11 protein-coding genes and 1 riboswitch are annotated in these 13,237 nt (G+C 67.7%); of the genes, 6 read left to right on the top strand and 5 right to left on the bottom strand.

Features of this window, described 5'->3' with window-relative positions; translation table 11 throughout:
• Nucleotides 1-13: 13 nt before the first annotated feature.
• Nucleotides 14-598, top strand: coding sequence for a Fe-S biogenesis protein NfuA (gene nfuA, locus RAM80_RS06560; RefSeq protein WP_416425412.1), 585 nt, complete (start codon nt 14-16; stop codon nt 596-598).
• A 48-nt stretch (nt 599-646) separates the two neighbouring features.
• Here nfuA and RAM80_RS06555 read toward each other — a convergent pair whose 3' ends face one another.
• The 3 genes from RAM80_RS06555 to RAM80_RS06545 all read right to left on the bottom strand — a co-directional run bounded on the left by RAM80_RS06555 (nt 647) and on the right by RAM80_RS06545 (nt 2,923).
• Complete coding sequence (locus RAM80_RS06555; RefSeq protein ID WP_416425411.1) at nt 647-1,600, bottom strand: GlxA family transcriptional regulator; 954 nt, start codon at nt 1,598-1,600, stop codon at nt 647-649.
• A 116-nt stretch (nt 1,601-1,716) separates the two neighbouring features.
• On the bottom strand, nt 1,717-2,469 hold the full coding sequence (gene cobM / locus RAM80_RS06550; RefSeq protein WP_416425410.1) for a precorrin-4 C(11)-methyltransferase: 753 nt from the start codon (nt 2,467-2,469) through the stop codon (nt 1,717-1,719).
• Nucleotides 2,470-2,527: 58 nt separating this feature from the next.
• On the bottom strand, nt 2,528-2,923 hold the full coding sequence (locus RAM80_RS06545; RefSeq protein WP_416425409.1) for a cobalamin biosynthesis protein: 396 nt from the start codon (nt 2,921-2,923) through the stop codon (nt 2,528-2,530).
• A 95-nt stretch (nt 2,924-3,018) separates the two neighbouring features.
• Nucleotides 3,019-3,211, top strand: a riboswitch (cobalamin riboswitch).
• Between the two features lie 93 nt (nt 3,212-3,304).
• On the opposite strand from RAM80_RS06545, the gene cobW reads away from it, so the two are divergent.
• Genes cobW through RAM80_RS06525 form a run of 4 tightly spaced genes read left to right on the top strand, consistent with a single transcriptional unit; the run spans nt 3,305 to nt 9,796 of the window.
• Nucleotides 3,305-4,372, top strand: coding sequence for a cobalamin biosynthesis protein CobW (gene cobW / locus RAM80_RS06540; protein ID WP_416425408.1), 1,068 nt, complete (start codon nt 3,305-3,307; stop codon nt 4,370-4,372).
• A gap of 3 nt (nt 4,373-4,375) precedes the next feature.
• Nucleotides 4,376-8,134 (top strand): cobaltochelatase subunit CobN, encoded by a 3,759-nt coding sequence (gene cobN / locus RAM80_RS06535; protein WP_416425407.1) that lies wholly within the window; start codon nt 4,376-4,378, stop codon nt 8,132-8,134.
• Between the two features lies 1 nt (nt 8,135).
• Nucleotides 8,136-9,137: an ATP-binding protein gene (locus RAM80_RS06530; RefSeq protein ID WP_416425406.1), complete on the top strand. Its 1,002-nt coding sequence runs from the start codon at nt 8,136-8,138 to the stop codon at nt 9,135-9,137.
• Nucleotides 9,119-9,796, top strand: coding sequence for a vWA domain-containing protein (locus tag RAM80_RS06525; protein ID WP_416427427.1), 678 nt, complete (start codon nt 9,119-9,121; stop codon nt 9,794-9,796). The genes RAM80_RS06530 and RAM80_RS06525 overlap by 19 nt, the downstream gene beginning before the upstream one ends.
• Before the next feature lie 96 nt (nt 9,797-9,892).
• Here the strand turns inward: RAM80_RS06525 and RAM80_RS06520 are convergent, their stop codons facing one another.
• Nucleotides 9,893-10,162, bottom strand: coding sequence for a hypothetical protein (locus RAM80_RS06520; RefSeq protein WP_416425405.1), 270 nt, complete (start codon nt 10,160-10,162; stop codon nt 9,893-9,895).
• A gap of 326 nt (nt 10,163-10,488) precedes the next feature.
• Here RAM80_RS06520 and RAM80_RS06515 point away from each other — a divergent pair, with 326 nt between their 5' ends.
• Nucleotides 10,489-11,814, top strand: a complete 1,326-nt coding sequence (locus RAM80_RS06515; protein WP_416425404.1) for a sigma 54-interacting transcriptional regulator — start codon at nt 10,489-10,491, stop codon at nt 11,812-11,814.
• A 73-nt stretch (nt 11,815-11,887) separates the two neighbouring features.
• On the opposite strand, the gene RAM80_RS06510 is transcribed toward RAM80_RS06515, so the two are convergent.
• Nucleotides 11,888-13,183 carry a hypothetical protein gene (locus RAM80_RS06510; protein ID WP_416425403.1) on the bottom strand — a complete coding sequence of 432 codons (1,296 nt, stop codon included), beginning with the start codon at nt 13,181-13,183 and terminating at the stop codon, nt 11,888-11,890.
• Nucleotides 13,184-13,237: the final 54 nt, after the last annotated feature.

Genomic DNA, 13,237 nt, shown 5'->3' with positions numbered 1-13,237 from the left:
GTGAGGAACTTACATGAGCGCCATAACGATTACCGACGCGGCACACGATTACCTGGCCGATCTGCTGGAAAAGCAGAACACCCCGGGTATCGGCATTCGCATTTTCATCACCCAGCCGGGCACCACCTACGCCGAGACTTGCATTGCCTACTGCAAGCCGGGCGAAGAGAAGCCGGAAGACACCGCCATCGGCCTGAAGAACTTCACCGCCTGGCTGGACGCGGTCAGCGTGCCGTTCCTGGAAGATGCCGTGGTGGACTACGCCACCGACCGCATGGGTGGCCAGCTGACCATCAAGGCGCCGAACGCCAAGGTGCCGATGGTCAATGAAGACAGCCCGATCAACGAGCGCATCAACTACTACCTGCAGACCGAGATCAACCCCGGCCTGGCCAGCCACGGCGGCCAGGTGACGCTGATCGAAGTGGTCGAGGACGGCATCGCCGTGCTGCAGTTCGGTGGCGGCTGCCAGGGCTGCGGCCAGGCCGACGTGACCCTGAAGGAAGGCATCGAGCGCACCCTGCTCGAGCGCATCCCGGAACTCAAGGGCGTACGCGACGTGACCGACCACTCGCAGAAAGAAAACGCCTACTACTAAGGCGTACGCTGCGAACCCGAAAAACGGCGCCCCGTGAGCGCCGTTTTTTTATGCCTGCACGCCGAAGCGCTCGGCGTAATCCTGCGGGCTGACGCCCAGGGCCTTGTGAAAGCTGCGGCGCATGCTCTCGGGGTGGCCGAAGCCGCACAGCCGCGCCACGCTCTGCACCGAGGCTTGGCCGCCTTGCAGCAGGGCGCGGGCTGATTCCAGGCGCACCTGCTCGACGTAGCGCGCCGGGGTGACCCCCAGTTCGGCCATGAACACCCGGTACAGGGTGCGCGGGGCCATGCACGCCCGTGCCGCCAGGGCTTCCAGCGACAGGTCGCCGCCCAGCTGCCCGGGTATCCACTCCAGCAGCGCGCCCAGGCGCGGCGCGCGGCAGGCCTGGGGCGCCAGGTGCGGGCTGAACTGCGCCTGGTCGCCGGGGCGCTTGAGGAACATCACCAGGCGCCGGGCCACGGCCAGGGCGATAGGCCGGCCGAGGTCGTCTTCCACCAGGGCCAGCGCCGAGGTAAAGCGCTGGCGGCTGGCGCGGCTGTAGGTGTGCAGGCGTTCGCCCTGTACATCGATGGCCGGGAAGGCCTTGAGCGCTTCCACGTCGGCCCAATGGGTGGTGGCGCGGTGGCCATCCAGCAGGCCGGCGTGGGCCAGGATCAGCGCGCCGGAGCACACCGAGCCCAGGCGTTGCACCTGCGCGGCGGCGCGGCTGAGCCAGGCCAGCAGCGGCTGGTTGGCGAATTGCGCCGCCTCGCCGCGCCCGCCGGGCACCAGCAGGGTGTCGAGGCTGGCGGGGTCGGTGTCGTGGTAGCGCTGCTCGGCATACAGGTTGAAACCTGCCGAGGTCGCCACCGGGCCGGCCTGTTCCCCCAGCATCAGCAGGGTGTAGGCGGGCGCCCGGCCCAGGCGCGCCAGCTCCTCGTTGGCCGAGGCGAACACCTGCATCGGCCCGGTGACGTCCAGGCTCATCACCTCGGGATAAATCAAACAGGCAATCCGGCGCATAAAAACTCCTGGCTCAATTCTCCGTAGCAGCGGCCACCTGTGGGAGCTGGCTTGCCAGCGAGCTTTTAGGGCCTCAACAGCTCGCTGGCAAGCCAGCTCCCACAGGGCTGCCGCTGCTACAGGGGTTGTCTGTAAAGGTGCGCGTGGCCGGCGCGGTAGAGCGCCGACTCGCCGAAACAGTCAGTGTCCAGCACCCGCCCGACGAGGATCAGCGCCGTGCGGCGGAAACCCTTCGCCGCTACCTTGGCTTCAATGTCCGCGAGGCTGCCGGTGACCCAGTCCTGGTCCGGCCAGCTGGCCTTGTGGATCACGGCGATGGGGCAGTCGGCACCATAGTGGGGCAGCAACTCCAGCACGATTTTCGACAAATGCTGCACGCCCAAATGAATGGCCATGGTCGCGCCGTGGCGCGCCAGGTCGTGCAGGGCTTCGCCTTCAGGCATCGGCGACTTGTCGGCATATCGGGTCAGGATCACCGTCTGCGACACCCCCGGCAGCGTCAGCTCGGCGCCCAGCAGGGCTGCGCAGGCGGCAGTGGCGGTGACGCCAGGGATGATTTCGAAGGGAATGCCGCGTGCGCGCAGGCAACGGATCTGCTCGCCGATGGCGCCATACAGGCTCGGGTCGCCCGAATGCACCCGCGCCACATTCTGGCCGCGGGCGTGGGCGGCGGCCAGCAGGTCGATGATCTGCTCCAGGTGCAGCTCGGCGCTGTTGACCACCTGTTCGGCCTGGTGGCCTTCGAGCACGGCGGCGGGAACCAGGGAGCCGGCGTAGATTATCACCGGGCACTGGCGGATCAGCCGCTGGCCCTTGACGGTGATCAGTTCCGGGTCGCCGGGGCCGGCGCCGATGAAGTAGACGGTCATGTGCAAATCCTGAAGAAAACGAATGCTGCTTGAGCGAAATTCAAGTGCGAGGCGGTGATTATCCGGGAATCGGGCCCGCTTGTGCCAACGCCAGGGTGGCTTTGGCGTTCTTTTGCCGGCTGACGCGCAGCTGGCTGCCGGCCCCGGCCAGCGCCAGCGCGGCGCTTTCGGCCACGCCGTGGCAGCCGGTGTGGCTGAAGGCGACGGCGGAGCGGTGGGTCAGCCGGGGCTCGAAAGGCGCGAGCTGCGCGGCGCTGAAAAGCGTCAATGGCACGTCCAGCGCCTGCGCCAGTTCCAGCAGCCCGGCCTCGTCGGCCTTCAGGTCAATGCTCGCCACGCCCGTCACGTCGCCGCGGCTCAGGCCGTGGTGGGCGAGGGTGGTGTCGAGCAGGTCGGCCAGCACGCTGGCGGGGCAGCCGCGCTGGCAGCCGAAGCCGGCGTAGAGGTCAGGCATGGGAGGCGTCCGCACATTGCAAGCCACCACTATACCCGTAGCCGCTGCCGCAGGTAGCGGCTACGGGGCGATGTTGACCTTGCCCCCCACACTGCGTAGCCTTGCACCTTCGAGGTTCTCCGCCACGCGGAGCCAAGATGGGAATGCGGTCCAAGCCGCAGCTGCCCCCGCAACTGTAAGCGGTGCGCGCCCCGGCAATGCCACTGCGTTCCACGCGGGAAGGCGCCAGGGTCGGCTTTCTAGCCCACGCCGCAAGCCAGGAGACCTGCCTCGACAGACTTCCACTACAACCGGGCGGGGTGATCCGGTGGCGAATGCACCCGCGTGCCCGGCACCCGCGGTTCTCGTCCCGTTTGCCCGCCATATTGCCAAGGGCATCCGATGAAAACACTGGCCAAGCTTCCCGTCACCATCGTCACCGGCTTCCTGGGCTCGGGCAAGACTACCTTGCTGCGCCACATGCTGGACAACGCCCAGGGCCGCCGCATCGCGGTCATCGTCAACGAGTTCGGCGAGCTTGGCATCGACGGCGAAATCCTCAAGCAGTGCACCATCGGCTGCACCGAGGAAGAGGCCACCGGCCGCGTCTACGAACTGGCCAACGGCTGCCTGTGCTGCACCGTGCAGGAAGAATTCTTCCCGGTGATGCGCGAACTGGTGGCCCGCCGTGGCGACCTCGACCACATCCTCATCGAGACCAGCGGCCTGGCCCTGCCAAAACCGCTGGTGCAAGCCTTCCAGTGGCCGGAAATCCGCAGCGCCTGCACCGTCGACGCGGTGATCACCGTGGTCGACAGCCCGGCCGTGGCCGCCGGCACCTTCGCCGCCTTCCCGGACCAGGTCGACGCCCAGCGCAAGCTGGACCCCAACCTGGACCACGAATCGCCGCTGCACGAGCTGTTCGCCGACCAACTGGCCAGCGCCGACCTGGTGATCCTCAACAAGGCCGACCTGATCGAGCCCGAGGCCCTGGCCGCCGTGCGCCGCGAAGTGGCCGAGGAACTGCCGCCGGCGGTCAAGGTCATCGAAGCCAGCAGCGGCCGCCTGCCGCTGGACGTGCTGCTGGGCCTGGGCGCCGAGTCGGAAGAGCACATCGACGGCCGCCTGACCCACCACGATCATCACCACGACGACGATGATCACGACGACCACGACCACGATGCCTTCGACTCCATCTCCATCGAGCTGCCCGAAGCGCCGGAAGCCCAGCTGCTCGACGCCCTGACCACCCTGGTGGTCAAGCACGGCATCCTGCGGGTCAAGGGCTTCGCGGCCATTCCGGGCAAGCCGATGCGCCTGCTGATCCAGGGCGTGGGCACCCGTTTCGACAAGCACTTCGACCGCGCCTGGCGCGCCGAAGAAGCGCGTAGCACGCGCCTGGTGCTGATCGGCCAGGAGCTGGACGCGGCCCTGCTGGAAAGCCAGCTGCGCGCTGCCCTGAACGGTTAAGCCATGCACCTGCTGAGAACCCAGCCCGGCGGTTTCGTGCCGGACGACAGCATCGCCGACCTGGGCCAGACACCGGCCGAGCTGGTGATTCTCTGCAGCGGTGACTCGCACCTGGCGCTGCTGGCCGAGGCCGCCCGGCAACTGCCGGACGACTTCCCCAGCCTGCGCCTGGCCAACCCCATGCAGGTACAGAACCACGCCTCCGTGGACCTGTACGTGGACGAGGTGTTGCGCCACGCCAAGGTCATCCTGATTTCCCTGCACGGCGGCATCGGCTACTGGCGCTACGGCGTCGAGCAGCTGGTGGCGCTGGCGGAACGCGGCGTGCAACTGATCCTGGTGCCCGGCGACGACCGCCCCGACCCCGAGCTCAGTGACCTGGGCACCGTGGGCCGCGAGGTGGGCGAACGCCTGTGGCACTTCCTGCGCCAGGGCGGCATGGGCAACGCGTTGTCGTTGTTCAACTGCCTGGCCAGCCAGTTTCTCGGTCGCGACTACGCTTGGGCAGAACCCCAGGCGCTGCCGCGCACCGCCATCTATCATCCGGCCCACCATGATGCCAGCCTGGCCCAGTGGCAGGCCGACTGGCAACCCGGCCAGGCCGTGGTGCCGCTGATTTTCTACCGCTCGCACCTGCAGGCGGCCAACACCGGTTTCGTCGACGTGTTCTGCCAGCGCCTGCTGGCGGCCGGCCTGAACCCGCTGCCCATGGCCGTGGCCAGCCTCAAGGAGGCCGGCTGCCTGAGCCAGGTGCAGGCTTGGATGGACGAAGTCGGCGCGGCGGTGATCCTCAACACCACCGGCTTTGCCCAGTCCAGCCCGGAAGCGCCGCACCTGCGGCCGTTCCGCCGCGACATCCCGGTGATCCAGGCCATCTGCGCCCAGGACAACCAACCCGGCTGGGAGGCCAGCGAGCAGGGCCTGGGCCCGCGCGACCTGGCCATGCACATCGCCCTGCCGGAGCTGGACGGGCGCATCATCAGCCGCCCCATCAGCTTCAAGGACCTGGCCTGGCGCAGCGAGCGCAGCCAGTCCGACGTGGTCTGCTACCGCGCGCACCCCGAGCGCATGGATTTCGTCGCCGAACTGGCGCGGCGCTGGGCCGAGCTGGCGCGCCTGCCCAACGGCCAGAAGCGCATCGCGCTGATTCTGGCCAACTACCCGACCCGCGACGGCCGCATCGGCAACGGCGTGGGCCTGGACACCCCGGCGGCGGCGCTGAACATCCTGCGTGCCCTGCACGTCGAGGGCTACCCAGTGCAGGGCCTGCCCGCCAGCGGCACGGCGCTGATCCAGCAGTTGCTGGGTGGCGTCAGCAACGACCTCGACAGCCTCGACCTGCGCCCCTGCGCCCAGAGCATGGCCATGGACGACTACCTGGCGGCGTTCGCGCGCCTGCCGCTGGCCAACCAGCAGGCGGTGCGCGAGCGTTGGGGCGAGCCAAGCGCCGACCCCATGTGCCGCAGCGGCCGCATGATGGTCGCCGGCCTGCGCTTTGGCCTGACCTTCGTCGGCATCCAGCCGGCTCGTGGCTACCAGCTGGACCCCAGCGCCGTGTACCACGACCCCGACCTGGTGCCGCCCCACGGCTACCTGGCGTTCTATTTCTGGCTGCGCCACGCCTATGGCGCCGACGCCGTGGTGCACGTGGGCAAGCACGGCAACCTGGAGTGGCTGCCGGGCAAGGGCGTGGGCCTGTCCGAGCACTGCTGGCCGGACGCGCTGCTGGGGCCGATGCCCAACGTCTACCCGTTCATCGTCAATGACCCGGGCGAGGGCGCCCAGGCCAAGCGCCGCACCCAGGCGGTGATCATCGACCACCTGATGCCACCGCTGACCCGTGCCGAAACCTATGGCCCGCTGCGCGACCTGGAGCGCCTGGCCGACGAATACTACGACGCCCAGCTGCTGGACCCGCGCCGCGCCCGCGAGCTGCAACGCGAGATCCTGGCGCTGGTGCGCGACGCGCAGATCGACCGCGAGCTGCAACTGGATGCCGGCTGGGACAGCGACGCCGACGCTGCGCTGTGGCTCCCGCGCCTGGACACCTACCTGTGCGACCTGAAGGAATCGCAGATCCGCGACGGCCTGCACATTTTCGGCGAGTCGCCCACCGGGCGCCTGCGCATCGACACCCTGGCGTCGCTGTTGCGCATCCCGCGTGGCGATGGCCGCGGCGCCCACGCCAGTCTGATCCGCACCCTCGGGCGGGCGCTGCAGCTGGGCTTCGACCCGCTGGACTGCAACCTTGGCGACAGCTGGGACGGCGCCCGACCGGCCTGCCTGCAGGCGGTCAGCGCGGACAGCTGGCGCACCGCCGGCGACACCCGCGAACGCCTGGAGCTGTATGCCGCGCAACTGATCGAACAGGCGCTGCACACGCCTGCTGCCACCGGTTGGGCTGACGTCGACCTGATTCTCGACGGCCTGCGCGACACCGTGGCGCCACGCCTGGACGCGTGCGGCCCGGCCGAGATCGGCGGCCTGCTGGCGGCCCTGGGCGGGCGCTTCGTGCCTGCTGGCGCCAGCGGCGCGCCCAGCCGGGGCCGCCTGGACGTGCTGCCCACCGGGCGCAACTTCTTCTCGGTGGACGTGCGCAACCTGCCCACCACCACCGCCTGGCGCATCGGTTTCGCCTCGGCCAACCTGATCCTCGAACGCCACCTGCAAGACCACGGCGACCACCTGCGCCAGCTGGGCCTGTCGGTGTGGGGCACCGCCACCATGCGCACCGGCGGTGACGACATCGCCCAGGCCATGGCGCTGATGGGCGTGCGCCCGGTGTGGGCCACTGGCAGCCAGCGCGTCGACGACTTCGAGATTCTGCCGCTGAGCCTGCTCGACCGCCCGCGGGTGGACGTGACCCTGCGGGTGTCGGGCTTCTTCCGCGACGCTTTCGCCAACCTGCTGCGCCTGTTCGACGCCGCCGTGCAGGCGGTGGCCGCGCTGGACGAACCGGACGACCTCAACCCGCTGGCGGCCAAGGTGCGCAGCGAGCAGCAGGCCCTGCTGGCCCAGGGCATCGACGCCGAACAGGCGCGCCGCGAAGCCGGCTGGCGCATTTTCGGCGCCAAGCCCGGCAGCTACGGCGCCGGTGTGCAGGGCGCCATCGACGGCCGCCTGTGGCAGACCCGCGAAGACCTGGCCGAGGCTTACCTGAACTGGGGCGGCTACGCCTACGGCGGCACCGACGACGGCACGCCGGCGCGGGCGCAGTTCGCCCAGCGCCTGGGCCAGGTGCAGGCCGTGGTGCAGAACCAGGACAACCGCGAGCACGACCTGCTCGATTCCAACGACTACTACCAGTTCCAGGGTGGCATGCTCGCGGCTGCCGAAACCCTGGCCGGCAAGGCGGCCGCCAGCTACCACGGCGACCACAGCCAGCCCGACCTGCCGCGCATTCGCACCTTGAAGGAAGAACTCAACCGCGTGGTGCGCGCCCGTGCGGTGAACCCCAAATGGATCGACGGCGCCAAGCGCCACGGTTATAAAGGAGCGTTCGAGCTGGCGGCGACGGTGGACAACCTGTTCGCCTTCGACGCCACCACCCATTTGATCGACGACCACCAGTACGCCTTGCTCGCCGATGCCTACGTGCTGGACGCCGACACCCGAGGTTTCATGCAGCAGCACAACCCCCATGCCCTGCGCGACATCACCGAGCGCCTGCTGGAGGCCCAGCAACGCGGCCTGTGGGGCGAGCCGGGCGACTACCGCCAGGCCCTGGAAGAACTGCTGCTGGATATAGAAGAAGATGCCTGACATGCGCGATACCCCGCATTTTCCCCTGGCTGCCGTGGTTGGCGCCGACTCGCTGAAACTGGCCCTCTGCCTGAGCGCCATTGACCCGAAAATCGGCGGCGTGCTGATTGAAGGCCCGCGCGGCATGGCCAAGAGCACTTTGGCCCGTGGCCTGGCCGACCTGCTCGCCAGCGGCCAGTTCGTCACCTTGCCCCTGGGCACCACCGAGGAACGCCTGGTGGGCACCCTGGACCTGGACGCGGCGCTGGGCGAGGGCCGCGCGCAGTTTTCCCCTGGCGTGCTGGCCAAGGCCGACGGCGGCGTGCTGTACGTGGACGAGGTCAACCTGCTGCCCGACCACCTGGTGGACCTGCTGCTGGACGTGGCCGCCAGCGGCGTCAACCGCGTGGAGCGCGACGGCATTTCCCACCGCCACAGCGCACGCTTCGTGCTGATCGGCACCATGAACCCGGAGGAGGGCGAACTGCGCCCGCAACTGCTCGACCGCTTCGGCCTCAACGTGGCCCTGGACGGCCAGCCGGCCCCCCAGGAGCGCAGCCAGATCATCCGGCGGCGCCTGGCGTTCGACGCCGACCCCTACGCGTTCTGTGACGAGTGGGCCAGCCGCCAGGACGCCCTGCGCCAGCGCTGCCAGCTGGCGCGGGAGGTGTTGGAGGAGGTGCCGCTGGACGACCAGGCGCTGGCCGTCATCACCGAACGCTGTTTCGCCGCCGGCGTCGACGGCATGCGCGCGGACCTGGTGTGGCTGCGCGCGGCACGGGCCCACGCCGCCTGGCGCGGGGCCCTGGGTATCGAGGCCATGGATATCGATGCAGTGGCCGAGTTCGCCCTGCGCCATCGCCGTCGCCAGCCCCCCGAGGCGCCCCAGGGCGAGCAGCCGTCGCCTGCCGGCGCGCAAGCGCCCCAGGCCGCCAGCGGCGAAGGCCAGTGGGGCGGCCTGCCGCCCCAGGCCACGCCCATGGGCGCGCGGCGTGACGTGCCGAGCTGGCCAAAAAAGCCCTGAGCATTCGCCCGCGCCCCGGGGCGGGTGCCAGACCCCAGGCCGGGCAGCAGCAGGGGCGCCGTGGCGCCGCGCGGGCTGCGGCTTTCGGCCGGGTGGACTGGGCCGCCACGCTGTTGCAGGGGCGGCCACGCAAGGCTGTCGACCTGCGCTGGCAGCAGCGCCGGGCCAGCGCCCATGAGCTGTGGCTGGTGGTCGTCGACGCCTCGGCGTCCACCCGCAAGCACCAGGCCCTGGCCGACGCCAAGGGCCTGCTGGCCGAGCTGTTCGACCAGGCCTACCGCCGCCGCGCGCGCCTGGCCCTGCTAACGGCCAGCGGCGAGCAGCCGCGCTGGCAGCGCCATGGCCTGAAAGCTTCCCAGGCCTTGCAGCCCTGGTTGCAGGCCTTGGGCGCTGGCGGCGGCACGCCGCTGGTGGCCGCGCTGGCCCAGGCGGGTGAGTTCCTGGTGCGCCGGGCCAAGGCCTTCCCCCATGAGCAGCAGCGCTGCCTGGTGATCACTGATGGGCGTATCAAGCGCGCAGAGGGTATCGAGCCGCTGCCGTGCCCGGCGCTGCTGATCGATATGGAAAGGGGGGCGATTCGCCTGGGCCGTGCCGTTGAATTGGCGAAACAGCTAGGCGCGGAGTATCAGCATATAGACAGTTTGCCAGGCACTTTATAAGTGCTGCGCTGTTATGCCGCAGGCAAGGCAACTCGGATTTTAATTAATTAGCCAGCTATCCGTAGTTGCCACTACTGCCACGGTGCAAAGTGACACTTATTGTTGTGGCATGCTCCAGGGTTGCAGGTCGTAACCGTCCTGGCGCAGTTCGGCGCGTACTTCTTCGAGCAGGTGGGCCCATTGCGCAGGGTCCGAATAAGTGCTGCTCGGTACTTGCTTGCGACCAATGCTGTTGCGGGTGCGGTCTACCACGGTCAGGCTCAGTTCGCCGTTGCCATCCTGTGGGGCCCAGGCCACGCACTGGAAGGGTTCGAAGGCGTGGCCGGCAATCAGAAGTGCTTCGTTGACACGCAGTGGGGCGTTCATGGGGTCAGTCTCTCTAGTGTGCCCGAAAAAGTGTGCAGGGCGGCGGCAAGGTCATTACCGATTGCGTCTGCTTGTCTGTACTGATGCTGCCAACCGGGCAACAAGTCACACGCGGGCAGGAAAATGATCAAACTTTTTTTCTCATGGGCTTTTTAGCGTTCGTTTTGACGTTGAAAAATCAACGAAATTCCCGATCGTAAAAACGTGTAACAGTTTTGTAGACCAACGGTCCTTGGCACCGTCAAGTTAATTGCTACTGTTACAGACGGGGTCGCCAACTCGCTGTTTCTAATAACTTTTATATTATTGGCGCCAAGGAGCCGGTCATGCTCGATATGGCAAACACGCGACGCCTGCTAATTGTCGACCCTTGCGACGACTGCCATCAGTTGTTGCCCGGCCTGCGCACCGTGGGCTGGGAGGTGGACAGCTGCGAGCTTGACCAGGCCTGTGACCACCCTTGCGACGTGGGCCTGCTGCGCCTGCAACCCTTTCACCTGGAGCGCCCGGAGGCGGTCAAGGAGCTGATCAGCCGCAGCAACACCGAGTGGATCGCGGTGCTCAACCAGGACGTGCTGCGCATGCAGAACGTCGGTGATTTCGTCTGCGAGTGGTTTTTCGACTTCCACACCTTGCCGTTCGACGTGTCGCGGGTGCAGGTCACTCTCGGCCGCGCGTTCGGCATGGCGCGCCTGCGCGGGCAGGGGGCGGTGCACGTCAACCAGCCCGAGCACGAACTGCTGGGCGACAGCCGCCCGATCCGCGACCTGCGCAAGCTGCTGAGCAAGCTGGCGCCCACCGAGTCGCCGGTGTTGATCCGCGGCGAGAGCGGCACCGGCAAGGAGCTGGTGGCGCGCACCCTGCACCGCCAGTCCCAGCGCCATGCCAAGCCGTTCGTGGCGATCAACTGCGGGGCGATTCCCGAGCACCTGATCCAGTCGGAGCTGTTCGGCCACGAGAAGGGCGCGTTCACCGGCGCCCACCAGCGCAAGGTCGGGCGCATCGAGGCGGCCAACGGCGGCACGCTGTTCCTCGATGAAATCGGCGACCTGCCGCTGGAACTGCAGGCGAACTTGCTGCGCTTCCTGCAGGAAAAACACATCGAACGGGTGGGCGGCAGCCAGCCCATCGCCGTGGACGTGCGGGTGCTGGCGGCGACCCACGTCAACCTGGAGTCGGCCATCAGCGCCGGGCGTTTCCGCGAAGACCTGTACTACCGCCTGAACGTGTTGCAGGTGGTGACTGCGCCGCTGCGCGAGCGCCATGGCGACCTGGCGATGCTGGCCAACCACTTCGCCCACTTCTACAGCCAGGAAACCGGCCGGCGGCCGCGCAGCTTCAGCGAGGACGCGCTGATTGCCATGGGCAAGCATGACTGGCCGGGCAACGTGCGCGAGCTGGCCAACCGCGTGCGCCGTGGGTTGGTGCTGGCCGAGGGGCGGCAGATCGAGGCCCAGGACCTGGGGTTGGCCAGCCAGACCGCGGTGGTGGTGCCCATGGGCACGCTGGAGGACTACAAGCACCGTGCCGAGCGGCAGGCCTTGTGCGACGTGCTGAACCGCCATTCCGACAACCTCAGCATTGCCGCGCGGGTGCTGGGCATCTCGCGGCCGACGTTTTACCGGTTGCTGCACAAGCACCAGATTCGTTGAGTGTGCCGGGACGCGGCCTGTGGCCGCTGCTACGGGGTTTCGTAGCAGCGGCCACAGGCCGCGTCCATTACCATCAGAAGTAATACGGGAATTTCAGGCTGAAGGTGAAGTCCGGCGCGTCATCGGTCATGCCGATGGACAGGTTCGGCACGATGGTCAGCGCATCGGTGGCCGCGATGGTCATGCCGATGTTGAAGTACCCGGCGTTGGCGTCGCTGGACGGCACGCCCTGCCAGTCGCCACCGTCCTGCTTGATCTTGGCGCGGCGCTGGATCAGGTCGGACAGCGAGAACGACATGCTCATCTTCTCGTTCAAGGCGAACGCCACGCCCATGCCTACCTGGAAGCTGTCGCCCAGGTCCACCTTGCCGCCGATGCTGGTGCCGACGTTGGGGTCGATGTCGCCGAAGCTGTTCACGAAGTTGTGGGTGTAGGAGAAGCTGCCGAACAGCACGGCCGGGTCGAAGCTCTTGATCAGCGAGATGCCCGGGGTGACCGACCACATGCCGTTGCCGGTGGGCAGTGAGTCTGGCACGGCAAGGTTGTCGTTGTTCGCCGATTTTACCAGTTTGATGCCGTATGGGTCCTTGCCGGTAGGTGCTTTCACCCGCACGCTGAATACCGCGTCGGGGCGGTAGGGGCCCTCGTCCATGAATTTGTAGGCAACGCCGGCGTTGATGTCGCCGATGGTGGGGTCGCGGCTGACCGATTCCTGGGAGATGGCAGTGGTGGAACCGCCTGCGCCTGCGGACTGGAAGGTGGAATCGCGGTAGATGACCGGCACGTTGACGTCGAACTGCCAGCGGTTGTTGATGTTGTAGCGGCCGGTCACGTCCAGGGTCCAGCTGTCGGCCTTGATGCGGTCGATGTTGATGTTGCCGAGGAAGATCGAGTCCAGGGCCAGGAAGCCGTTGAGCACCAGTTGCCGGGTGTCGTAGTGCGAATAGGTGATGCCGGTCTCGAGGCTGAACTTGCCGCCGCCGAAGAAGCCGGTGTTCTCATCGTACAGGTTGTTGACGCTCTGGGCCGGCGTGGAGTCGTCCTTGAGCGACTGGCCGTACGACGCGCCGCCTGCGGCACCACCACTGCTGGTGCCCGGGGCGCCGGTGGCGATGGTCTGGGCCTTGCTGGGCTCGGCCGGCGACTTGCTCAGGCGCTTGGGCGGTGGCGTGCCCGGGGTTTCCTCGACCTGCTTGACCCGTTGTTCCAGCACCATCAGTGCCTGTTGCTGTTGATCGTAACGTTGCTTGAGTTGCAGCAGTTCTGCCTTGAGTTCCTCGACCTGGGGGTCGGGGGCTGCCTGCAAAAGCGTTGCGGGAAGCAGAGCGCTTAAGCAGACAACCGCATTGAACGAAAACGATCGTTGCATGGTGAGCCGTCCCTGTTGACTGCATTATTTTGAGACGAAGCGTAGTCCAGATTT

It is taken from the genome of Pseudomonas sp. App30, from assembly GCF_047947025.1.
Taxonomy (GTDB): domain Bacteria; phylum Pseudomonadota; class Gammaproteobacteria; order Pseudomonadales; family Pseudomonadaceae; genus Aquipseudomonas.
Note: the sequence above shows the minus strand (reverse complement) of the source record. Positions and strands in the feature narration are given on the sequence as shown.

Bases quoted from the DNA above. Each gene is read 5' to 3' on its own strand.
- nfuA (WP_416425412.1), top strand. From the start codon at position 14: ATGAGCGCCATAACGATTACCGACGCGGCACACGATTACCTGGCCGAT.
- RAM80_RS06555 (WP_416425411.1), bottom strand. From the start codon at position 1,600: ATGCGCCGGATTGCCTGTTTGATTTATCCCGAGGTGATGAGCCTGGAC.
- cobM (WP_416425410.1), bottom strand. From the start codon at position 2,469: ATGACCGTCTACTTCATCGGCGCCGGCCCCGGCGACCCGGAACTGATC.
- RAM80_RS06545 (WP_416425409.1), bottom strand. From the start codon at position 2,923: ATGCCTGACCTCTACGCCGGCTTCGGCTGCCAGCGCGGCTGCCCCGCC.
- cobW (WP_416425408.1), top strand. From the start codon at position 3,305: ATGAAAACACTGGCCAAGCTTCCCGTCACCATCGTCACCGGCTTCCTG.
- cobN (WP_416425407.1), top strand. From the start codon at position 4,376: ATGCACCTGCTGAGAACCCAGCCCGGCGGTTTCGTGCCGGACGACAGC.
- RAM80_RS06530 (WP_416425406.1), top strand. From the start codon at position 8,136: ATGCGCGATACCCCGCATTTTCCCCTGGCTGCCGTGGTTGGCGCCGAC.
- RAM80_RS06520 (WP_416425405.1), bottom strand. From the start codon at position 10,162: ATGAACGCCCCACTGCGTGTCAACGAAGCACTTCTGATTGCCGGCCAC.
- RAM80_RS06515 (WP_416425404.1), top strand. From the start codon at position 10,489: ATGCTCGATATGGCAAACACGCGACGCCTGCTAATTGTCGACCCTTGC.
- RAM80_RS06510 (WP_416425403.1), bottom strand. From the start codon at position 13,183: ATGCAACGATCGTTTTCGTTCAATGCGGTTGTCTGCTTAAGCGCTCTG.